18 protein-coding genes are annotated in these 22,247 nt (G+C 66.4%); 15 read left to right on the forward strand and 3 right to left on the reverse strand.

The features are described from left to right. Positions 1-591: a PEP-CTERM sorting domain-containing protein gene (locus tag DZC73_RS05390; protein ID WP_235834990.1), complete on the forward strand. Its 591-nt coding sequence runs from the start codon at positions 1-3 to the stop codon at positions 589-591. Between the two features lie 126 nt (positions 592-717). Here the strand turns inward: DZC73_RS05390 and htpG are convergent, their stop codons facing one another. Together htpG and DZC73_RS05400 are read right to left on the reverse strand one after the other, a co-directional pair. Then, on the reverse strand, positions 718-2,598 hold the full coding sequence (gene htpG / locus DZC73_RS05395; protein ID WP_124539130.1) for a molecular chaperone HtpG: 1,881 nt from the start codon (positions 2,596-2,598) through the stop codon (positions 718-720). Positions 2,599-2,764: 166 nt separating this feature from the next. Then, complete coding sequence (locus DZC73_RS05400; protein ID WP_235834991.1) at positions 2,765-6,301, reverse strand: alpha-1,6-glucosidase domain-containing protein; 3,537 nt, start codon at positions 6,299-6,301, stop codon at positions 2,765-2,767. 171 nt (positions 6,302-6,472) lie between these two features. Here DZC73_RS05400 and DZC73_RS05405 point away from each other — a divergent pair, with 171 nt between their 5' ends. The 11 genes from DZC73_RS05405 (at position 6,473) to DZC73_RS05455 (ending at position 18,667) form a co-directional block, all read left to right on the forward strand. Beyond that, positions 6,473-8,092: an alpha-amylase family glycosyl hydrolase gene (locus DZC73_RS05405; RefSeq protein ID WP_124539131.1), complete on the forward strand. Its 1,620-nt coding sequence runs from the start codon at positions 6,473-6,475 to the stop codon at positions 8,090-8,092. A 99-nt stretch (positions 8,093-8,191) separates the two neighbouring features. After that, a complete protein-coding gene (locus tag DZC73_RS05410; protein ID WP_124539132.1) occupies positions 8,192-9,436 on the forward strand; it encodes a cation:proton antiporter in 1,245 nt (414 codons plus the stop codon). Beyond that, positions 9,433-10,566 carry a YbdK family carboxylate-amine ligase gene (locus DZC73_RS05415; RefSeq protein ID WP_124539133.1) on the forward strand — a complete coding sequence of 378 codons (1,134 nt, stop codon included), beginning with the start codon at positions 9,433-9,435 and terminating at the stop codon, positions 10,564-10,566. The genes DZC73_RS05410 and DZC73_RS05415 overlap by 4 nt, the downstream gene beginning before the upstream one ends. Next, positions 10,563-11,561 carry a 2-dehydropantoate 2-reductase gene (locus DZC73_RS05420; RefSeq protein WP_124539134.1) on the forward strand — a complete coding sequence of 333 codons (999 nt, stop codon included), beginning with the start codon at positions 10,563-10,565 and terminating at the stop codon, positions 11,559-11,561. The genes DZC73_RS05415 and DZC73_RS05420 overlap by 4 nt, the downstream gene beginning before the upstream one ends. A gap of 2 nt (positions 11,562-11,563) precedes the next feature. Continuing rightward, positions 11,564-12,832 (forward strand): NAD(P)/FAD-dependent oxidoreductase, encoded by a 1,269-nt coding sequence (locus DZC73_RS05425; protein WP_124539527.1) that lies wholly within the window; start codon positions 11,564-11,566, stop codon positions 12,830-12,832. A gap of 8 nt (positions 12,833-12,840) precedes the next feature. Next, positions 12,841-13,692 carry a diaminopimelate epimerase gene (gene dapF / locus DZC73_RS05430; protein ID WP_124539135.1) on the forward strand — a complete coding sequence of 284 codons (852 nt, stop codon included), beginning with the start codon at positions 12,841-12,843 and terminating at the stop codon, positions 13,690-13,692. Beyond that, a complete protein-coding gene (locus DZC73_RS05435) occupies positions 13,689-14,375 on the forward strand; it encodes a DUF484 family protein (protein WP_198414781.1) in 687 nt (228 codons plus the stop codon). The genes dapF and DZC73_RS05435 overlap by 4 nt, the downstream gene beginning before the upstream one ends. Positions 14,376-14,379: 4 nt before the next feature. Beyond that, on the forward strand, positions 14,380-15,318 hold the full coding sequence (locus DZC73_RS05440; RefSeq protein ID WP_124539136.1) for a tyrosine recombinase XerC: 939 nt from the start codon (positions 14,380-14,382) through the stop codon (positions 15,316-15,318). Continuing rightward, positions 15,284-15,664 (forward strand): Imm51 family immunity protein, encoded by a 381-nt coding sequence (locus DZC73_RS05445; protein WP_124539137.1) that lies wholly within the window; start codon positions 15,284-15,286, stop codon positions 15,662-15,664. Before DZC73_RS05440 ends, DZC73_RS05445 begins: the two co-directional genes overlap by 35 nt. A 15-nt stretch (positions 15,665-15,679) precedes the next feature. Then, on the forward strand, positions 15,680-17,470 hold the full coding sequence (locus tag DZC73_RS05450; RefSeq protein ID WP_124539138.1) for a VanW family protein: 1,791 nt from the start codon (positions 15,680-15,682) through the stop codon (positions 17,468-17,470). Between the two features lie 15 nt (positions 17,471-17,485). Beyond that, positions 17,486-18,667 (forward strand): class I SAM-dependent rRNA methyltransferase, encoded by a 1,182-nt coding sequence (locus tag DZC73_RS05455; protein WP_124539139.1) that lies wholly within the window; start codon positions 17,486-17,488, stop codon positions 18,665-18,667. Positions 18,668-18,682: 15 nt separating this feature from the next. Here the strand turns inward: DZC73_RS05455 and DZC73_RS05460 are convergent, their stop codons facing one another. Further along, a complete protein-coding gene (locus DZC73_RS05460) occupies positions 18,683-19,183 on the reverse strand; it encodes an Lrp/AsnC family transcriptional regulator (RefSeq protein ID WP_124539140.1) in 501 nt (166 codons plus the stop codon). A 129-nt stretch (positions 19,184-19,312) separates the two neighbouring features. Here DZC73_RS05460 and glmS point away from each other — a divergent pair, with 129 nt between their 5' ends. The 3 genes from glmS to DZC73_RS05475 all read left to right on the forward strand — a co-directional run bounded on the left by glmS (position 19,313) and on the right by DZC73_RS05475 (position 22,239). Further along, positions 19,313-21,181, forward strand: coding sequence for a glutamine--fructose-6-phosphate transaminase (isomerizing) (gene glmS / locus DZC73_RS05465; protein ID WP_124539141.1), 1,869 nt, complete (start codon positions 19,313-19,315; stop codon positions 21,179-21,181). A 355-nt stretch (positions 21,182-21,536) separates the two neighbouring features. Beyond that, positions 21,537-21,860, forward strand: coding sequence for a type II toxin-antitoxin system Phd/YefM family antitoxin (locus tag DZC73_RS05470; RefSeq protein ID WP_124539142.1), 324 nt, complete (start codon positions 21,537-21,539; stop codon positions 21,858-21,860). Then, positions 21,853-22,239: a type II toxin-antitoxin system RelE/ParE family toxin gene (locus tag DZC73_RS05475; RefSeq protein ID WP_124539143.1), complete on the forward strand. Its 387-nt coding sequence runs from the start codon at positions 21,853-21,855 to the stop codon at positions 22,237-22,239. The genes DZC73_RS05470 and DZC73_RS05475 overlap by 8 nt, the downstream gene beginning before the upstream one ends. Positions 22,240-22,247 lie beyond the last annotated feature (8 nt).

Raw genomic sequence — 22,247 nt, forward strand, 5'->3', positions numbered from 1 at the left:
TTGCTGGCTGCCGTTGGCGCCGCCAACGCGACCGTGAGCCTCGTCGGCGGCACGGAAAACCATTTCACCGGCTACGACGCCCCCCCGGTTCTGACCGACCCGCAATCCTCCGGTCTGCAAGACGCCCTGCTGGTGTCCGACAACCCGCTGGACCAAATCACCGCCACCTTCCTGGGCAAGGAAGCTGCGCACATCAACCAGTTCTTCGTGAACGGCGGCTTGGTGTTCAACAACCTGGCAGCGGCTCCGTCCACCTACGGCCCGTTCTACGCCCACTCGCCCCTGGACTTCAAGTTCAAGGACGCCACTGACGGCAGCGAAGTGCCCAACGGTGGCAACGCCCTGGCTTTCGCCAGCTACGTCGTGCTCGGCACGTTCGACACCGCCCACAACTTCACCGCTTACCACGGTACGCATGGCGAGTTCGACTTCGTCCTCGGCTTCAATGACGGTCGCAAGATCGACGCTGACTATGACGACCTGGTCGTCGGCCTCAAGGTTTCCGTCGTGCCGGAACCCGAGACCTACGCTCTCATGCTCGCTGGCCTCGGCATCATGGGCTTCGTTGCCCGCCGTCGTCGCGCGGACTGAACTCGTTAGTCTCGAGTTGGTTTAAGAGCCGGCCTCAGGGCCGGCTCTTTTCATTGGCAACGGCAACTCGTCAAGACAAAAGGGCCTGCATTCGTGAAGGCCCTTTTGCTTCCAGCGGCTCCTGTTTCAGCCAACCAGCAACGAGTTCACGCGCTTCACGTATGCGGCGGGATCTTCGAGATGCCCGCCTTCGGCCAGCAAGGCCTGGTCGAAGAGGATGTGCGCCAGGTCGTCGAAATGCGCACTGCCATCCAGCCGCTTGACCAGCGCATGTTCGGCATTCACTTCCAGGATGGGCTTGGCCGACGGTGCGCTCTGGCCGGCCTGCTTGAGCAGGCGCGCCAGGTGGCCGCTCATGTCGCCCTCCTCCACCACGAGGCACGCCGGTGAATCCACCAGGCGCGTGGTGACGCGCACATCCTTCGCGCGGTCCTTGAGCGACTCCTTCAATCGATCGAGGATGGGCTTGAACGCCTGCGCAGCCTGCTCGGCCTGCTTCTTCTCCTCTTCGTCCTGCAGCGTGCCCAGGTCCACCGAGCCCTTGGCGACGCTTTGCAGCGGCTTGCCATCGAACTCGTACAGATGGCTCAGCATCCACTCATCGACACGGTCGGTGAGCAGCAGCACCTCGATACCCTTCTTGCGGAAGATCTCCAGCTGCGGGCTGCTCTTGGCCGCGGCGGGGCTGTCAGCGGTGATGTAGTAGATGGCCTCCTGGCCCTCCTTCATGCGACTCACGTAGTCCGCAAAGCTCACGCCTTCCTCGGCATGCGTGGACGCGAAGCGCAGCAGCTTCGACAGGCGCTCCTGGTTGGCGTGGTCCTCGCCCACGCCCTCCTTGAGCACCACGCCGAAGTCAGCCCAGAACTTCGCGTACTTCTCACGCTCGGCGGCGTCCTCGCTGTCCGCCAGCGACTCCAGCATCGACAGCACGCGCTTGGTCGAGCCCTCGCGGATGGCCTTCACGTCGCGGCTTTCCTGCAGCAGCTCGCGCGAGACGTTGAGCGGCAAGTCGGCGCTGTCGATCACGCCCTTGACGAAGCGCAGGTACACCGGCATCAACGCCTCGGCGTCGTCCATGATGAACACGCGCTTGACGTACAGCTTCACGCCGCCGCGCTTGTCACGGTTCCACAGGTCGAAAGGCGCCTTGGCCGGAATAAACAGCAGCTGCGTGTACTCGCTGCGGCCTTCCACGCGGTTGTGCGTGTAGGCCAGCGGCGCTTCGCTGTCGTAGCTGATCTGCTTGTAGAACTCCTGGTACTGCTCGGGCGTGATCTCGCTCTTGTTGCGCGTCCACAGGGCCGCGGCCTTGTTGACCGGCGCCCATTCCTCGCGCGTGACCTGCTTCTGCGCCTCGGCATCCCACTCCTCCTTCTGCATGAGGATGGGCAGCGAGATGTGGTCGGAGTACTTGGAGGCGATGGACTTGAGCTTCCAGCCGCTCAGGAACTCCTCCTCGCCATGGCGCAGGTGCAGGATGACCGACGTGCCGCGGGTGGCACGGTCAATGGTCTCCACCTCGAACTCGCCCGCACCTTCGGACACCCAGCGCACGCCTTCGGAAGCCGGCAGCCCGGCGCGGCGTGATTCCACCGTGATGCGGTCGGCCACGATGAAGCCGCTGTAGAAGCCCACGCCGAACTGGCCGATGAGCTGGGCATCCTTCTTCTGGTCGCCCTCCAGCTTGGCCATGAACTCGCGCGTGCCGCTCTTGGCGATGGTGCCCAGGTTGGCCACCGCTTCATCCGCCGACAGGCCGATGCCGTTGTCGGTGATGGTGATGGTCTTGGCCTCGGCATCGAAGCTCACCCGCACCTCGAGGTTGGGCTGGTCCTCGTACAGCTCGGGCTTGTTCAGCGCCTCGAAGCGCAGCTTGTCGCAGGCATCGGAGGCATTGGAGATCAGTTCGCGAAGGAAGATCTCCTTGTTGGAATACAGCGAGTGGGTGACGAGGTGCAGGATCTGCTTGACCTCGGCCTGGAATGAAAGCGTCTGTTTGTCCATGTTTGTCCCGTGTCTTTCGGAGGCCGAAACAACCGGCCGCGCGCGAAAAAGTAGGGGCGATTGTGGACGATTCAAGAGGACATAAAAAAGGGCCGACCCCAAGGGGACGGCCCAACGGTCGCGCACAGCCCAAGGTGGGCCGCTCGCCGCTCTCTCAACTGCCTGTTCAGTTCACCACGTACACCACCGCGGAACGCGCGGGCAGCGTGAACTTGCCGGTGGCCGAGTCGTAGGCCGCATCGGTCATCACGCGGGCATCGGCCGCACCAGCTGCCGACTGCACCGGGTGCAGCACGTAGGCCTTGCCCAGTTCCGGCGCGATCGTGATCTGCTGTGCCGTCTTGTCCACGTTGACGAAGTACATGATCTCCTTGAAGCCCGCACCGGCGTAGCCCGTGCCGTCCAGGTGCGCCGCAATCACCACCGGGTTCTGCGTGGAGCCGGTGTTGTAGAACTTGAGGCGCGCCTTGATGTCGTCGGCGGTGCGCAGGCGGAACAGCGTGGAGCTGGAGCGGATCTTCAGGAGGTCGCGGAACATGTCGCGCGCCGCCGTGATCTGCACCGAGCCCGGCTTGATCGACGTGTTGGTCAACAGCGGCTTGATGATGGACCAGTTCGCGCTGTTGTCGCCCGAAGGCGGCGCGCCCACGCCGAAGTTGTTGTCGGCATAGCTCCAGTCCAGCCGGTTGAACCAGTCGCCCGAGTCATAGCTGTTGCGGTCCATGCTCTTCGAGCGCAGCGTGTCGATCCCGGCGTGGAAGTAGCTCACGCCCTGGCTGAAGGCATTGAGCGCAGCGCCCAGCATCTGCACGCGTGCACGGTCGTCGGCCGTGGTGGACAGCGGCAACTTGTACACGTTGATGTCGAACAGCGTCTGGTTGTCGTGGTTCTCCACGTAGTTCACGACTTCACCCGGCTGCGTGACGTAGCCGGCCGGCTGGCCGCCGTAGTCCAGTTCCTGCAGCTGCTTGCTGGCATCCCAGTGCGTGGTGATGCTGTAGTCGCGGATCGACCCAGCCAGGCCCACCTTGACGATGTCGCCCGCCCACATCAGGTCGGTCTTGGTCTTGCCCGCGCCGCTGCCGTTGTCGTCGTAGTACAGGCCGTTGATGAAGCCCTGGTTGCGCACCAGGTCCTGGCCACCGTCGAAGGGTCCGCCGCCGCGGATGTAGTCGCGTGCGCGGTCGCTGAAGGTGCCGATGCCCGAGCCGTTGAGCGACAGCTGCGAGGCCTGCACGAAGCGGGCGCCGTTGGCCACTTCGCCGAAGTTCCAGCCTTCGCCGATCAGTTGCACGTCGCGGCCCGCGGCCGTGGCCACGCGGGCCTTGATCGCTTCCATCACCGCACGCGGCTCATGCGCCATCAGGTCGAAGCGGAAGGAGTCGATCTTGTACTGCGTGGCCCAGGTCACCACCGAGTCGCTCATGAGCTTGCCCATCATCGCGTTCTCGGTCGCGGTGTTGGCGCAGCAGGTGGAGTTCTCCACGCCGCCGGTGGCGTTCAGGCGCTGGTAGTAGCCCGGCACGATGCGGTCGAGCACCGACTTCTCGGTCTGGCCGGAGGCGGTCGTGTGGTTGTAGACCACGTCCATGCCCACGCGCAGGCCGGCCTTGTGCAGGGCCTGCACCATTTGGCGGAACTCGATGACGCGCTTGGCGCCGTCGGCCGCGTCGGTGGCGTAGCTGCCTTCGGGCGCGGTGTAGTGGTACGGGTCGTAGCCCCAGTTGAAGCAGTCGGTGTCCTTGGTCGCGCCCACCGCGGCCTGCTGCGTCTCGGCATCGGCCGCGCCCGAGGGGCTGGGCGTGACACAGCCCGCTTCGGGGATGGTCGCGATGTCGAACACCGGCAGCAGGTGCACGTCTGTCAGGCCCGCATCGGCCAGCGCCTTCAGGTGCTTCATGCCGTTGGAGCCGGTCTCGGTGAAGGCGAGGTACTTGCCGCGGTTGGCGGCCGACACCGTCGGGTCGTTGACCGAGAAGTCACGCACGTGCAGTTCGTAGATGGACATGTCCACCTGCGCGCTCACCGTGGCCGGTGCGGGCGTGCTGTCCCACTGCGCGGGCTTGAGCGCGTCGGCGCCCAGGTCGGCGATGTAGCTGCGCTTGGAGTCGGTCGTGAGGCTGATGGAGTACGGGTCCGTCACCAGGTTGCGCACCACGCCCACGCCGCGCACGAACACCTCGACCGCATAGCGGTAGTACTTGCCGCTCAGGTCGGCGGACTTGCTCACGCTCCACACGCCGGTGGCGGCGTCGAAGCTCATCGCATCGAAGGCAGTCGCATTGCCCGAGCCGGTGTCATAGGTGTAGACCGTCACCTTCTGCGCCGTGGGGGCCCACAGCTTGAAGCCGGTCGCGCCGCTCTTCACGCTCACGCCAAGGTCGGTCACCGCGGTGGCGCCCGAGTACAGGTCGTCGAGCGCACCGGCCACCTGGGCCGAGGTCGCGTTCTGCACGTTGCCGGCCGAGTCTTCCTGCACCAGCAGCAGCTGCTTCTTGTGCAGGTCGCCGAGCTGGGCGACGTCGCTGTCCTTCACGGACACGACCACGCCGGGCGAGACGTACTTGAAGCGGGTGGCCGCGGCCGAAGGCACGGTGTCGGTGAACACGTCCAGCGTGATGGAGCCATCGGCGCCGCTCACCTTCGCATCCTTGGCGGCCGCGATCTGGCCGTTGGCCGAGTAGTACAGCTTGAACACGCCCGAGCTGTCCACGCGCGGCCACTGGATGAGCTTCTTGGTGAACCAGTACGCCTTGGCGTCGGTGGTCGACACCGATCGGGTGTCAGGTGCCGATGTGTAGACGGTGGCGTCCTGCTGGATCAGCCAGATGTCCGCGACCTGCGAGACCGGCGCCACCGCGGCATAGTCGACCTTGATGTTGTCGCTGCGGCCGTCCTTGTCGTTCTCGTTGGGCGGCATGCCGTGGATGATGAACTCCAGCGACTTGCGCGATGCATCATCCTTCGGGTTCAGCACCGGAATCTCGAACACCGTCTCGCTGGCGGTCGAGCTCGCGTTGTTGAAGTCGCTGAAGGGCACCGGCGAGCTCCACTGGGCGATGTTCACGCCGGCCTTGAGGCCGGTCACGTCCAGGCCGCTGCCGTCCCAGATGTGCACGCCCCAGTTCGTGTAGGCGCCATCAAAGCGCTTGTAGTGCACGCGGATGGACTTGATGTCCGGTGCGGCAGCGCCCAGCGGGTTGGTGTTGTAGGTGGTGTTGTCACCCTCGATGCGCCAGATCTCGTTCTTCCCGTCCTTCAGCGTGTAGCTCTGGTCGGCGCCGCCGTGGTCCTTGGTGTCGCCGTTGTGGAAGAGGTAGCCCACGGTGCCCGTGGTGGCTGCCAGGGGCACGTCGTAGATCGCGCCAAAAGCGTCGCCGCCGCTGGCGTTCCAGCCGACGTTCCAGCCCGGATCCTTGCCGGCGCCCCAGCTGTGCACTTGCCAGCCGGTGGTGTTGCCGTCGAGCCGGCGGTAGTGGATGGTCAGCGTGGTCGACGTGCCGCCCGTGCCCGGCGATGACGCCGCCGGCACCGCATGCAGCACGGTGGCGAACGCCGTCGCGTTGCCCACCTCCAGCTCCGACGATCCGCTGTTGTTGTCCGAACCGCTGCCACCACCGCACGCCGACAGCACTGCCGTGCCGGCCACCGCGAGGACAGAAGCCAGCCGCCTCAGCCACGAAAAACGCACCAAACGCTCCACGCCGAACTCCTCAGTTAAGGACGGTGCGGATGGTATGGAGTCAAACTACAAATCAACTCCGGGGAGTTTCCCTAGGTTTAGTGATGTTCTTACTGTAGTTTCAGCAAGGACGTTGCCGATTACATGTACCTCAACTACATTGCCTTTCATTCCATTCACTTTGAGCTGCCCATGTCCCGCCTTCCGTCCTTGGCTGCCGGCTGCGCGCTGGCCTCGATCGTCCTTTCGGCCTGCGGCGGGGGTGGCAGCGGCAGCGACAGCAGCGGCGGTGGGAGCAACCTGCCCGCGGTGGACACCAGCGCGGTGGCCGTGGCCGACCCGGGCAGCACCCTGGCCGCCAACTGGCAGACCGGCGTGTTCATGGAGATCTACGTCCGCGGCTACAAGGACAGCGACGGCGACGGCATCGGCGACCTCAAGGGCCTGACGCAAAGCCTGGACTACCTGAAGGACCTGGGCATCTCCGGCATCTGGCTCATGCCCGTGACGCAAAGCCAGGACCACGACCACGGCTACGCGGTGACGGACTACCGCGGCATCGAGACGCAGTACGGCACGCTCGCGGACTTCGACGAGTTCGTGAAGCAGGCGCATGCGCGCGGCATCGGCGTGATCATCGACTACGTGATGAACCACAGCGCAGCGCAGCACCCGGCGTTCATCAACGCCAAGGCCGACAAGGGCAACGCCTTCCGCAACTGGTACGTGTGGCAGGACAACAAGCCCACCGGCTGGAGCATCTACGGCAACGACCCCTGGTACTCGGGCGGCACGGGCTATTACTTCGCAGGCTTCTGGGACCAGATGCCCGACTTCAACCTGCTCAACGCGGAGGTGGTGGGCTACCACCAGAATTCCATGCGCTACTGGCTCAATCGCGGCGTAGACGGCTTTCGCTTCGACGCCGTCGGCAACCTCGTGGAGAACGGCCCCTCCGCCTGGGAGAAGCAGCCGCAGAACTACGCGCTCATGAACGACGTGCGCAAGATGATGGACGGCTACTCGCGGCGCTACATGGTGTGCGAGGCGCCGGCGGACCCGGTCGGCTTCGCCTCCTCCACCGCGTGCGGCAGTGCCTTCGCATTCGGGCACAGCAGCGACATCGTCAACGCGGCCAAGGGCACGGCCAGCGCGGTGAAGGCGGTGGCGGAATACTTCATCAGCGCACCCTCGGGCATGGCCACCATGGTGTCCAACCACGACGCCTTCGCCGGCCAGCGGCTGTATGACCAGGTCGGCGGCAACGCGGCGCAATACAAGCTCGCGGCAGCCACCTACCTGCTGCAGCCGGGCACGCCCTTCATCTACTACGGTGAAGAGATCGGCATGGCCGGCGCGTCGAGCTTGAGCGGCGACTGGAAGCTGCGCACGCCCATGAGCTGGACGGCCGCGGGCGGCTTCACCACCGGCACGGCTTTTCGCGCTTCATCGGGCAACGTGGCCACCAACAACGTGGCTGCGCAGACGGCGGATGCGAACTCGCTGCTGAACTTCTACAAGTCGCTGATCGCGCTGCGCCGCGCGCATCCTTCGCTGGCACTGGGGACGTACGAACACCCGGCGTCATCGGGCACGGTGATGAGCTACCAGCGCGCGCAGGGCGCAGAGCGCACGGTCGTGATCATCAACTACGGCACGTCTTCGGCGGCCGTGAGCCTGGCCAACCTGCCTGCCAATGCCGTGCTCGCGCCGCTGCTGCCCACAGGCGGTGCTGGCATCAACGCAGACGCTGCAGGAAATGCGACAGCCAATGTCGGTGCGCAGAGCGTGACGGTGTTCCAGGTGAACTGAGGAGCACCCACCGACCCTCTTCTCCTCGTGGGAGAGACCCGGCGCAGTCATCTCCTTCGGTTACCGTGCCCCGCAGAACTTGCGTAAGCTGCGGGCCCTATGACCGAACTGACCTCGCTGGTGAGCCTGGACAAGCCGCTGTGGACCCTGGAGGGCCTGCGCACCGCACCGCCCGTGCTGGGCCTGGCGCTGATGATGGTGCTGGCCGTGGTGCTGGCCGACGTGCTGCATCGCTATGCGCGGCTGCCGCGGCCGCTGGGCCACATGCTGGTGGGCGTGCTCGCCAGCCCGCTGGTGCTGCGCCTGCTGGAGCGCACCGAGCTCGATGCCTGGAAGCCGCTGATCGATCTCGCCATCGGCGTGCTGGTGTTCGAGCTGGGCACGCGCATCCGTCCCCGGTGGCTCATCGACAACCCATCGCTCGCGCTGACCTGCCTGCTCGAAGGCGCACTGGCCGGCCTGGCGGTGACCTTCTCCCTGAACTGGCTGGGTGCGCCGATGCTGTCGGCCGCGGTGGCCGGCATCGTGGCCATGTCCACCTCGCCGGTCATCACGCTGGCGGTGCTGCACGACGTGAAGCCACGCGGGCAAGTCACCGAACGACTGCTGATGATGACCGCCGTCAACAGCGTGATGGCGATGCTGGCGCTCAAGGTGTGGCACGTCATCGCCGCCTCGGCCGACCATGACTTCGTGAGCACCTCGGCCAGTGCGGTATGGGTGGTGGCCGGCTCCTTCCTGCTGGGCGCCGTGTGCGGGCTGCTGCTGGACGTGCTGGGCCGGCGAGTGAGCGGCACGGGCGCGATCCCGGTGCTCCAGATCGCGCTGGTGACCATCGCCATCATCCTGGCCGTGCAGTGGACGCTTTCGCCGCTGCTCGCGCTGCTGGTGGCCGGCGTGGTGGCACGCACCCGCATGCGGCACGGCCTCACCGTCGAGCCGCAGCTGGGCTCGGCCGGCGCGGCGCTGGGTGTCGCCTTGTTCCTCTGCCTGGGCCTGCTGCTCACGCTGGACCACATCGGCTCGCTGTGGCCCTGGGTGCTGGCGATCATCGCCGCGCGGTTGCTGGGCAAGGGCCTCGCCGTGGCAGCGCTGAGCCGGCCCAGCGGCCTCGGATGGCGGCAGTCCGCCGCGCTCATCGTCGCCCTGCAACCCATGAGCAGCCTGGCCGTGCTGCTCGCAGCCGACACCTTCAACTGGACCTCGCAGTTCCCCGGCGCCGACAAGTCGGTGATGCAGGCGCTGCTGGCCGCCACGACCTTGATGCAACTCACCGGACCGCTGTGGACGGCGCTGGCGCTCAAGCAGATGGCGCGTGAAGCCGACGCGGAGGTGGTCGCATGAGCCTTGCCGAATTCACCACCTCCGAACCGCTGACCCTGGGCGTCGAGCTCGAACTCCAGCTCGTCAGCACGCACGACTTTGACCTCGCACCTCAGGCCGAAGACCTGCTGCGCGTGCTCAAGAACCACACTGGCGCCTGGGACGTGAAGCCCGAGATCACGCGCAGCATGATCGAGATCGGCACCAGCATCCAGACCGAGCACGGCCCGCTGCTGGCGGAGCTGAACGACCTGCGCCGCCAGCTCAGCGACGGCTCGCGCAAGCTCAACATCGCCATCGGCGGCGGTGGAACGCATGCGTACCAGCACTGGAGCGCACAGCAGATCTTTCCCACCGAGCGCTTTCGCTACATCAGCGAGCTGTACGGCTACCTCGCCAAGCAGTTCACCGTGTTCGGCCAGCACGTGCACGTCGGCTGCGAGAACGGCGACACGGCCCTGTGGCTGCTGCATGCGCTGTCGCGCTACGTGCCGCACTTCATCGCGCTGTCGGCCTCGTCACCCTTCGTGCAAGGGCAGGACACCGGCTTCGACTCGGCACGCCTGAACTCCGTGTTCGCCTTCCCGCTGTCGGGCCGCGCACCGTTCGCACTGACATGGGACGAGTTCGGCCGCTACTTCGACAAGATGACCAGCACCGGCGTCGTGCAGTCGATGAAGGACTTCTACTGGGACATCCGCCCCAAGCCCGAGTTCGGCACCATCGAGCTGCGCGTGTGCGACACGCCGCTCACCGTCGCCAAGGCCGCGGCCCTGGCCTGCTACCTGCAGTGCCTGTGCCGCTACCTGCGCGAGGAGAAACCCTTCCAGCCCGAGGAAGACGACTACCTCGTCTACACCTTCAACCGCTTCCAGGCCTGCCGCTTCGGGCTGGACGGCGAGATCGTGGACCCCAAGACCAAGGAACGCCACAAGCTGCGCGACGACATCCTGCGCACGCTGGCGCGCATCGACGAACATGCGCTGGACCTGCGCGCGCTGGACGCGAGCAACCTTCTGCGCGACAGCCTCTTCGCAGGCAACGACGCCCACGCCCTGCGCGAGCAGCGCCGCCAGGGCCTGCCCTTGCCGGCCGTGGTGGAATGGGCGACCGAACGCTGGATGAATGAAGCGAGGAAGGACGAGACATGAAGGTTTGCATCGTCGGGGCAGGCGCCATTGGCGGGCTGTTCGCGGGGTGGATGGGCTCGCGGCTGCCGGCCGGTGAGGTGACGCTGAGCGCCCTGGCCCGCGGAGAAACGCTGGCCGCATTGAAGCGCGAGGGCCTCACGCTGGACACCGGCAGCGAGACCGTGCGCGTGCCGGTCAAGGCCGCCGCCGATGCCGCCGAACTCGGCCCGCAGGATTTGGTGGTCGTGGCCGTCAAGGGCCCCGCCCTGGCCGCGGTGGCGCCCGCCGTGCAGAAGATGCTGCATGCCGACACCATCGTGCTGGTGGCCATGAACGGCGTGCCCTGGTGGTTCTTCGATGGCCTCGGCGGCGAACTCGACAGCCTGCACCTGGCGTCGGTAGACCCCGGCGATGCGGTGCGCCAGCACATCCCGCTCCAGCACGTGGTCGGCTGCGTCGTGCATCTGAGCGCTGCCACACCTGCGCCCGGGCGCGTGAAGCACGTGATGGGCAACGGACTCATCATCGGCGAGCCGGCAGGCGGCGTCTCGCAGCGCGTGACCCGGCTGGCCGACGTGCTCAACCGCGCGGGATTCGCCACCACGGCCAGCGACCGCATCCAGCGCGACATCTGGTTCAAGCTGTGGGGCAACATGACCATGAACCCCATCTCTGCACTGACGGGCGCCACCGCCGACCGCGTGCTCGACGACCCGCTGGTGCGCGACTACTGCCGCGCGGTGATGGTGGAAGCCAAGGAGATCGGCGCGCGCATCGGCCTGCCCATCGACCAGACGCCCGAGCAGCGGCATGAAGTGACGCGCAAGCTCGGCGCGTTCAAGACCTCGATGCTGCAGGACGTGGAAGGCGGCCGGCCGCTGGAGATCGACGCGCTGGTGGGCTCGGTGCGCGAGATCGGGCAGCAGCTGAAGCTCAGCACGCCACACCTGGACTCGCTGCTGGGCATGATCCGGCTCATGGCGCAAGTGAAGGGATTGGCGCCTCAACCCCGATGAGCCTGCGCAACTACTACGACGAGACCATCGGCCAGCGCCCCGTGCGCCCTGAACTGCAGGGCGTGGTCGAGGCCGATGTCTGCATCGTCGGCGCAGGCTTCGCGGGCATGGCCACCGCACTGGGCCTGCTGGAACGCGGCACGAAGAACGTCGTCGTGCTCGATGCCGAACGCGTGGGCTTCGGCGCCTCCGGGCGCAACGGCGGCTTCGTGTTCGGCGGCTACAGCCTGGACTGCGCCGACCTGCTCGATCACCTGGGCGAGGCGCGCGCCCGCCACATCTACGGCCTCACGCGCCAGGCGGTGGACCTCATCCGCAAACGCATCGTGCGCCACGCCATCGAGTGCGAAGCCGAGGAAGGCGGCGCGCTGCTGGCCAACTGGTTCGACGACGAATCCATCCTGCGACGCCAGCAAGGCCTGATGCACGACCGCTTCGGCGTCGATTGGCAGTTCATCGACCAGGACACGCTGCGTGGGCAATGGGTGCGCTCCGTGCGCTACACCGCCGGGCTGGTGGAGCCCGATGCCTTCCACTTCCATCCGCTCAAGTACGCCCTGGGCGAGGCCGCGGCCATCGAGTCGCTGGGCGGGCGCATCTTCGAGCGCTCGCGCGTCACGGCCATGGACGTGCGCAGCGCCTCCACCACCGTCAAGGCGCCGCAGGGCGAGGTGGTCGCCAAGCACGTGGTCATTGCCGGCGGCGGCTACCTCTCCAAGCTGATTCCAAAGCTCGAACGCGCCATCCTGCCCATCGCCACCTACGTGATGACCACCGAGCCGCTGGGTGCCGAAGCCGAACGGCTCATCCCCTGCCGCGCCGCCATCTACGACACGCGCTTCGCCTTCGACTACTACCGGCGACTGAACGACAGCCGCATCCTCTGGGGTGGCCGCATCTCCATCCGCGACCGTTCGCCCGATGACATCGCCGCCTTCCTCAAGCAGGACATGCTCAAGGTCTTCCCGAGCCTCAAGGACGCGAAGGTCGACCACGCCTGGGGCGGCATGATGAGCTACGCCCGCCACAAGATGCCGCAGATCGGCCGGCTGCCCAACGGCATCTGGTACGGCCTGGGCTTCGGCGGCCACGGCGTGGCGCCCACCACCGCGGCGGGCGAGCTGATCGCCAGGGCCATCGCCGAGAACGAGCCCATCCCCGAGGATTTCAAGCGCTACGGCCTGCCGCCCACCTACCGCCCCTTCGGCCTGCTGGCCGCGCAGGCGACGTATTCCTGGTTCGAACTCAAGGATGCGTGGCGGGACCGATAATCGGCCCCATGCGACTCCACTTCACGAAGATGCACGGCGCGGGCAACGACTTCGTCGTGCTGGACGCCACCCGGGCGCCCGTCGAGCTCACGCCTGAGCAGTACCGCCGGCTGGGCGACCGCCGCTTCGGCATCGGGGCCGACCAGATCCTCATCGTGGAGAAGACCGACACCCCCGGGGTGGACTTCCGCTACCGCATCTTCAACAACACCGGCGACGAGGTGGAGCACTGCGGCAACGGCGCGCGCTGCTTCGTGCGCTACGTGCGCAGCCACGGCCTGACCGACAAGGACCAGATCCGCGTCGAGACCATGAACAACGTGCTGGAGCTGAAGCTTCAGCCCGACGGCCGCGTGACGGTGGACATGAACACGCCCATCTTCTCGCACGAGAAGATTCCGTTCGACGGCGCCGGCCTCACGCCCAGGCGGATGGGCGACTTCGAGCAGTGGCCCGTCTCGCTCGGCGACTACGACGTGGACCTGGCCGTGGTCTCCATGGGCAACCCGCACGCGGTGCAGGTGGTGGTCGACGTGGATTCCGGCGTGGTCGCCTCGCAAGGTCCGATGATCGAGGCGCACTCGCGCTTCCCGCGCAAGGTGAACGCCGGCTTCATGCAGGTCCTGAGCCGCACGCACATCAAGCTGCGCGTGCACGAGCGCGGCGCCGGCGAGACGCTGGCTTGCGGCACGGGTGCCTGTGCGGCGGTGGTCGCGGGCATCCGCCTGGGCCTGCTGGACTCGCGCGTGGACGTGGACACCCGAGGCGGCCGCCTCACCATCGAATGGCAAGGCGGCGACAGCCACGTGCTGATGACCGGCCCGGCTCAAACCGTATTTGAAGGAGACATCGAACTGTGAGCACGGCTGGCATTCAAGGCATCACCGAAAACGACATCGCCAACTACCTGGCGAACACTCCCGGCTTCTTCGAGCGTCATGCCGAATTGCTCGCGAGCATCCAGCTCACCAGCCCGCACGGCCAGCGCGCCGTGTCGCTGCAGGAGCGCCAGATGGAAATGCTGCGCGACAAGATCAAGGGCATGGAAATGAAGGTGATGGAGATGATCCGCCACGGCCAGGAGAACGTGGCCATCGCCGATCGCCTGCACCGCTTCACCCGCGCCATCATGCTCACCGCCAACGCGGCCGACCTGCCGCAAGTGCTGGTCACCGAGCTGATGCACCAGTTCATGATCCCGCAGGCGGGCATCCGCGTGTGGGGCGCAGCGCCCGCCTTCTCGGCGCTGGGGTTTGCCAAGCCGGTGAGCGACGACCTCAAGAGCTTCGCCACCAGCCTGATGGCGCCCTACTGCGGCCCCAACACCGGCTTCGAGGCGGCGCAGTGGATGGAAGACGGCAAGGCGATGACCTCCATCGCGCTCATCCCCCTGCGGCACGGCGTGACGCCCACCGCCTTCGGCATGGTGGTGCTGGGCTCGCCCGACCCCACGCGCTATGCGGCCGACATGGGCACCGAGTTCCTGATGCGCATCGGCGAGATCGCCAGCGCCGGCCTGTCGAGGCTGCAAGCGGCAGGTTGAAGCCATGAGCGATGCGGCGCCGGTCGAGCTGAGCGAAGACATCCGGCGGCATCTCACGCACCTGAAGGTCGAGCGACGCCTGGCCGCGCGCACGCTGACCTTGTACGAGGAAGCCTTCGTGCGCCTGCAGCAGCGGGCGGGCGAGGCCAAGGTCGAATTGCGACGCGTGCAGGTGCATCACATCCGCCGCTGGGCGGGGCAGATGCATGCCGGTGGCTTGGCGCCGCGCAGCATCGCGCTGGTGCTCTCGGCCTGGCGCGGGTTCTACCGCTGGCTGGGGCGCGAGTCACTGGTCGGCGCGAACCCGGTGGAAGGCGTGCGGGCCCCCAAGATGGCCAAGCCGCTGCCCAAGGCCCTGCCGGTGGACCATGCAGTGGCGCTGGCCGAGATTGACGACGACACCACCTCGCCCGTGCTGATGGCGCGCGACCGCTGCATGGTGGAGCTGCTGTACGGCTGCGGTCTGCGCGTGGGCGAACTGGAAGGGCTCGATGTCCAGGCCTCTGATCACGCGGCTGGATGGATCGACATCGCCGATGCCACCGCCCATGTGCTGGGCAAGGGCAGCAAGCGGCGCAGCCTGCCGGTGGGCAAGCCGGCCATCGAAGCGCTGCAGGCCTGGCTGGCGGTGCGCGACCAGATGGCGTCGGCCGGCGAGCACGCCTTGCTGGTGAGCCAGCGCGGCAGCCGGCTGACGGCCAGCCAGATCCGCTCGCGCCTGAAACGCCGCGCCCTGGTTGCAGGCTTGCCCACGCACGTGCACCCGCACATGCTGCGGCATTCGTTCGCGTCCCACCTCTTGCAGTCCAGCGGCGATCTGCGTGGCGTGCAGGAACTGCTGGGGCACGCGAACATCACGACCACGCAGGTCTACACGAAGCTGGATTTCGGGCACCTGGCGAAGGTGTATGACGCGGCGCATCCGCGGGCGAAGAAGCGATAGAAGCCAGGGAGGGCTGAAGCCCATGTCGATCGAATTCGAGTACGACTGGTCCGAGCATGATGACGGCACGATCAGCCTTGTCTTCTCACCGCCTGACCTGCAGGCCTTCAAGGACGCCGGGCTTGAAGGCAGCGGGCACGACTGGGAAGACTTGCTCGAAGCCGTGCTTCCCCGTCTCGCACCAGACACTCTCGTGGGAACCACCTTCGACTGTGAAGCCGACCTGTTCGCGGCGGTGAATCGCAACCCGTTTGCGCTGCAGGAAATGGCCTCCGTGGTGGAGTCGTTGGTCGAGGATGAGGCCGCATTGCGCAGCTTGCTGCGGCATGCTGGCCTCGTGCGCTAGGACAAGACGTCCTCCATGAGTTCACCGGCAACGTCAGCGTGGCGCCTGCCCACGCGCAGCCAAGCCGTCTCGATCTGGTTGCGTTCACGAGGGCTGATGCTGGTCCGCGCGTGGCACGACTGGGTGCAAGCCCCTGTCAGGCGGTGGCCTGCACCAGGCGACGACCTCGAACTGCCGGTCGTCTCCGAATGGCGCAGCGCACTGTGGGACACACAGGCGCCGGCATCCGAATGGTCCCTGGTGGCGGGCAAGGTGCAAAACCTGCGCATCGCCGCACAGGCGCTGAACGGCGCGGCCGTGCCCGCAGGAGAAACCTTCAGCTTCTGGAAGCAGGTCGGCCGAGTGCGCCGGGGACGTGGCTTCGCCGTCGGGCGCGAGGTGCGCGCAGGCTGCGTGATTCCCACCTTGGGCGGTGGCCTGTGCCAGCTCTCGAACGCCCTGGCCACCTGTGCAGTGCAGGCCGGATTCACGCTGGTCGAACGCCATGGCCACAGCGCAGTGCTGGACTCGAGCCGCCCCGAACTCGTGGACGCGACGCTGTTCTGGAACTATGTGGACCTGCGCATCCGCAGCGATCAGCACTGGCAGATCGAGGCGATGCTGACGGACACGGAATTGATCGTCCGGCTGCGCGGCACAGCCGCCCAGCGCAAGAGCACGATCATCCCGGTCGCGCCTCGATCGCCCGACGGTGAGCCCTTGCGTGGATGCCTGAGTTGCGATGAGCGGGCGTGCTTCAGGCACCGGCCGCCGGAGCAGCAACTGACGCGGGGAACCACGGCGCTGTTGCTGGACACGTGGACCCCGGAATTCGAGCGCCATCTGCACGAGCACGCGATGCAAGCCGATGCATTGGTGCCGAGGGCGCAGCGCTTCAAAGGCCTGCCGGTCCCGGGGCGTGCGTCGTGGCATTTCCCGTCGCCGTACCACGTTGCCTGGTGGACCTTCCTGCTTCGCGCCATCCACTCGCGCCTTGCCGGTCGCGACGGCGGGAAGCGGCAGGCCACGGTGATGAACGAGCAACGAAGGCTGGCCGCGGCCTATGCCCGGCGACTGCGGCCGCAACACACCCACGTGATCGTCGACCAGGCCTTGCTGCCGCACCTTGCCATGGCGGGCGTCTTGCAAGGCCGGAAGGTGACCGTGCTCGCCCATAGCCTGCCGATGCACGAGATCGAACGCCGCCTGGACGAAGCGAGCCTGCGTTGGCCGGATGAGCCGAGCCTGAAAGACTTTCGTGCCGATCCGGTGCTAGCGCGCGAGGAGGAACTCGCGCTGCGGCGTGCGCATGAGATTGTGTGTTCGCACCGGGAGCTGGCGGCATGCCTGAGACGCGATGGCATCCATCAGGTACAGCTCATCGATTGGGCCATGCCCGATGCTGCGCCGCCGGCATGGGCCCGTGCAGCGAAGGAGCGTCCGGCCATCGTGTTTCCGTGCAGCGCGCTGGCTCGCAAAGGCCAGCGTGAACTGGCGCAGGCACTGCGCGGAATCGATGCGGACCTGCTGGTCCTCGGAACGCCATCGGCCCGGCCTGACGCCTGGCCGGGCCTGCACGTCACCCACGCCAGCCATGCCACCGGCTGGCTGGCGCGAGCGGATGTGGTGGTGATGCCGGCCCACATCGAGCATTCGCCCCGCGCCGCACTGCGCGCCATCGCGGCTGGCGTGCCGGTTATCGCCACGGCAGCCTGCGGTCTGGAAAGCATGCCCGGTGTGCAGACCGTGCCCGCAGGCGATGCCGATGCATTGCGCGCGGCGATCATCGACGCGCTGCATGGCTGGCCGGCCCGCCTGCAGGCCTAAGAGACAATCCCACCCATGAAAGTCATCAAGCTCCGCGACGGCAAGGAGCGTTCGCTCTTGCGCCGTCACCCCTGGGTGTTCCAGGGCAGCATCCACTCCGGCAAGGCCGACAGCGGCGAGACCGTGAAGGTCGTTTCGCACGACGACAAGTTCCTCGCCTGGGCCTCGTTCAGCCCGACCTCGATGATCCGCGTGCGGGCCTGGAGCTTCGATGAAGCGGAGCGCATCGATGCCGGCTTCTTCGAGCGGCGCATCACGCAGGCGCTGGCCATCCGCAAGCGGCTACCGATCGCCAGCGATGGCGTGCGGCTCATCCACGGCGAGGCCGATGGCCTGCCTGGGCTCATCGTGGACCAGTATGCCGACGTGCTGAGCGCGCAGTTCCTCTCTGCCGGCACGGAGCGCTGGAAGAACCAAATCGCCGACCTGCTGCTCAAGCACACTGGCCTCACGCGCATCTACGAGCGCAGCGACTCCGGCGTGCGCGGGCTCGAAGGCCTCGAACCCGTCACGGGCTGGCTGCGCGGCGACGGTGCGACCGAGGTCACCATCCGCGAGCATGAATGGAAGCTCACGCTGGACGTGGCCGAGGGCCACAAGACCGGCTTCTATCTCGACCAGCGCGACAACCGCAAGCTGTTCGCCGACACGGTGAAGCACTTCGGCTACCAGCGTGTGCTCAACTGCTACTGCTACACCGGCGGCTTCAGCGTGGCGGCGCTCTCCGGTGGCGCATCGCAAGTGGTGAGCGTGGATTCATCGGCCCCGGCGCTGGCGCGTGCAAGCGCGCACGTGACGCTCAACGGCTTCGATGCGTCACGCCACGAAGCGCGCGATGCCGACGTGAACCAGACCCTGCGCGACGCGGTGAAGGCCGGCCAGACCTTCGACGCCATCGTGCTGGACCCGCCCAAGTTCGCGCCCACCGCGGCGCATGCCGAACGCGCGGCGCGGGCCTACAAGGACATCAACCGCCTGGCCTTCAAGCTGCTGGAGCCGGGGGGTGCGCTGTTCACCTTCTCGTGCTCGGGCGGCGTGGGCGCGGAGCTGTTCCACAAGATCGTGGCAGGTGCGGGGCTGGACGCAAACGTCGATGGGCTGATCTACGCCCGCGTGGGCGCGGCGCCGGACCATCCGATGACGGTGACCTTCCCCGAAGGCGAATACCTCAAGGGCCTGGTGATCATCAAGAAGTAGCGGGCTTCGCGAGGCTCAGCCCGGACGGGTTGGAGCCGGCAACGGCAGCTTCGTCTCGAACTTCGCGCGCCTCACGCTGAAGAAGCTCTTCACGTTGCGCACGTTCGCGTCCTGCGTGAAGAGGCGGTTCACGAGCGCGTCCCACGCCGGCATGTCGCTCACCTGCAGGATGAGGATGAAGTCCGGCCCCGGCGAGACGCGGTGGCACTGCTGCACCGCGGCCTCGGCCACGGCGCGTGCCTCGAAGGCCGCGAGATGTTCGGCGCCCTGGCGGTCCAGCGTCACCTCGGCGATGACCGTGAGGCTGGCGCCCAAGCGGTCGGGTGAAAGGATGGCCACGCGACGCTCGATCAAGCCGGAGTCCACCAGGCGCTTCACCCGGCGCAGGCAGGTGGCGGCCGAGGTGTGGACGGCGGCAGCCAGCTCCAGGTTGGACAGGGAGGCATCGGCTTGCAAGACCTCCAGGATCCGCAGGTCGATGGTGTCCAGATCGATTTTTTCAACCACTTCACTCATTGATGTGAATTTATCACTCACATCAATGGACTTGTGAATTTATTGATCAAGTCAACGTCAATTTCGCACCCTTTCATCAATCGACGCCACCCAGAATTCCCCCATCGAACATATCTCTGGAGCCCTCCCATGTGCGGCATCGTCGGCGCGGTCAGCAAGAAGAACATCGTTCCCATCCTCATCGAAGGCCTGAAGCGCCTCGAGTACCGCGGCTATGACTCCTGCGGCGTGGCCGTCCACCAGGACGGCGAACTGCGCCGCGCCCGCAGCACCGCCCGCGTGGCCGAGCTGGACGTCAACATCGCCACCGACAAGGTGCAAGGCGGCACCGGCATCGCCCACACCCGCTGGGCCACCCACGGAGCGCCGGCAGTGCACAACGCCCACCCGCACTTCTCGCACGGCCCGAAGGCGCGCGAAGGCAGCGCCGGCCGCATCGCGCTCGTGCACAACGGCATCATCGAGAACCACGACGAGCTGCGTGCCGAGCTCATCGCCAAGGGCTACGCCTTCACCAGCCAGACCGACACCGAGGTCATCGCCCACCTGGTGGACCACCTGTACGACGGCGACCTCCTCGACGCCGTGCAGCGCGCCTGCCTGCACCTGAAGGGCGCCTACGCCATCGCCGTGTTCTGCCGTGACGAGCCCAACCGCGTGATCGGTGCCCGCGAAGGCTCGCCGCTGGTGCTGGGCATCGGCACCGGTGATCGCGCGGGCGACCACTTCCTGGCCTCTGACGCCATGGCCCTGGCCGGCGTGACTGACCAGATCGTCTACCTGGAAGAAGGCGACGTGGTGGACCTGCAGCTGGGCAAGGTGTGGATCACCCAGCGCAACGCCGAAGGCCGCTACGCCGCCGCGCAACGCGAAGTGCGCACCGTGCATGCGCACTCCGGCGCGGCCGAGCTGGGCCCCTACCGCCACTACATGCAGAAGGAAATCTTCGAGCAGCCCAAGGCCATTGCCGACACGCTGGACGCGGTGAACGGCATCTCGCCCGAGCTGTTCGGTGATGGGGCGTACAGCATTTTCAAGAACATCGACTCCGTGCTCATCCTCGCCTGCGGCACGAGCTACTACTCGGGCTCCACTGCGAAGTACTGGCTGGAGAGCATCGCGAAGATCCCGACCAGCGTGGAGATTGCGAGCGAATACCGCTACCGCGACAGCGTGCCCAACCCGCGCACACTGGTCGTCACCATCAGCCAGAGCGGCGAGACGGCCGACACCATCGCCGCGCTCAAGCATGCGCGCTCGCTGGGCATGACCCACACGCTGACGGTGTGCAACGTGTCCACCAGCGCGATGGTGCGCGAGTGCGAGCTGGCGTACATCACGCGGGCCGGGGTGGAGATCGGCGTGGCGTCGACCAAGGCGTTCACAACGCAGCTCGTGGGCCTGTTCCTGCTGACGCTGGCACTGGCGCAGGTGCGTGGGCACCTGAGCGACGAGCAGGAGGCCGAGCACCTGAAGGCACTGCGCCACCTGCCGGTGGCGGTGCAGGCGGTGCTCGCGCTGGAGCCGCAGGTGATTGCGTGGAGCGAAGAGTTCGCGCGCAAGGAGAACGCGCTGTTCCTGGGGCGTGGGCTGCACTATCCGATCGCGCTGGAAGGGGCGCTGAAGCTCAAGGAGATCAGCTACATCCACGCGGAGGCCTACCCTGCGGGTGAGCTGAAGCACGGGCCGCTGGCGCTGGTGACGGCGGCGATGCCGGTGGTGACGGTGGCGCCGAATGATGCGCTGCTGGAGAAGCTCAAGAGCAACCTGCAGGAAGTGCGTGCGCGCGGTGGTGAGCTGTTTGTGTTTGCGGATGGCGACTCACGCATCGAGAGCAGCGAAGGGCTGCATGTGATCCGGATGCCGGAGCACTATGGGGCGCTGTCGCCGATCTTGCATGTGGTGCCGCTGCAGTTGCTGGCTTATCACACGGCTTGTGCGCGGGGGACGGATGTGGATAAGCCAAGGAATTTGGCGAAGAGTGTGACGGTGGAGTGAGCGTCAATCGACAAGGGGCCGTTGGCCCCTTTTTTCTTGGCTGCTTTCTCCACCCTGAATCACTTGGCGAATACGAGCCAAAAGCGCTCATCCTTTTCAGCAGGACGAACGATTCAGGCTGTGTGCTGACATTGGTGGAGGGTTCCGGCCAGTCTCCTTGAGCCAACAACTGCCATACCGCGTGTCGCCATTAAAGATTTCCTTCTCATGGTTGGGTTGTGGTGCGTTATTACGTTTCGTGCGCGTGGACCGGGGCGCCGCCGCAGGGCCGGGGGATGACCGACGGAGTTGGCCGCGCGAGCCGCAGTGAGATAGACTGCACAGAATTCTGTCATCACCTTCCCGGGAGCTAGCCATGGGCTTTTCAGCCAGTGATGTGGTGCCATTTACCCAGGCGCGCGCCAACCTCTCCGAACTCGCCGACCAAGCGAAGGCCGGTGCCGAGAAGATCATCACCAAGAACGGTGAGAGCTTTGTCGCCCTTATCGACGCAGACCGGCTGGACTACTACCACCGGCTGGAACGCGAACGCATCCACCTGCTGTTGATCGACGATGCCAAGCGTGGATTGGCCGACGTCGAGGCCGGCCGTACCTACGGGGCGGATGCTGCCCTCGCCCAAATTCAACAGCGCCGAGCCAGCGCTACCACCGGCAAGGCTGCCAAGAAGCGTGGCTGAGCATGCCTACCGGGTCGAGCTGACGGCAAGCTTCCTGGAACGCCTGGACACCATCGAGGCGTTCTTGACGGAGGCGAATGCAGCCTTTGCTTTTGATGACCTGCTCGCCGAACTGCGCGCCACTGTGATCCCCAACCTGGCGCGGTTCTCTCGCATTGGCCGTCGCTACCTCGACAACCCACCGCAATCGGCAGAGGCACTGGCACAACTGGCCACTCTGCCGGAAGGCTCGGCCAACGTCCTGCGCGAGTACCTGCATGGTGACTACCTGATTCTGTATGCGGCCGTGGAGGTCAATGCCACTGTGTACCTGCTGTCAATTCGGCACCATCGCCAGCTTTCGTTTGACTTTGCTCGGCATTGGCCGGCGTCAACCTGACCGCAGGG

The sequence above is a fragment of the Rhizobacter terrae genome, assembly GCF_003852895.1.
GTDB classification, from domain to species: Bacteria; Pseudomonadota; Gammaproteobacteria; order Burkholderiales; family Burkholderiaceae_C; genus Albitalea; species Albitalea terrae.